The sequence below is a fragment of the Shigella sp. FC1967 genome (assembly GCF_001743005.1).
GTDB lineage: Bacteria > Pseudomonadota > Gammaproteobacteria > Enterobacterales > Enterobacteriaceae > Proteus.
Window position 1 is genome coordinate 1 of the sequence record NZ_MIIZ01001418.1, and the last position, 354, is coordinate 354.

Genomic DNA, 354 nt, shown 5'->3' on the forward strand with positions numbered 1-354 from the left:
GGGTTGTAAAGTACTTTCAGCGGGGAGGAAGGTGATAAGGTTAATACCCTTATCAATTGACGTTACCCGCAGAAGAAGCACCGGCTAACTCCGTGCCAGCAGCCGCGGTAATACGGAGGGTGCAAGCGTTAATCGGAATTACTGGGCGTAAAGCGCACGCAGGCGGTCAATTAAGTCAGATGTGAAAGCCCCGAGCTTAACTTGGGAATTGCATCTGAAACTGGTTGGCTAGAGTCTTGTAGAGGGGGTAGAAGTTCCACGTGTAGCGGTGAAATGCGTAGAGATGTGGAGGAATACCGGTGGCGAAGGCGGCCCCCTGGACAAAGACTGACGCTCAGGTGCGAAAGCGTGGGG

General features: G+C 53.4%; 1 rRNA gene. It reads left to right on the forward strand.

The window, feature by feature from the left end:
* Positions 1-354: ribosomal RNA gene (locus BHE89_RS22580) — 16S ribosomal RNA — on the forward strand; the annotation flags it as partial.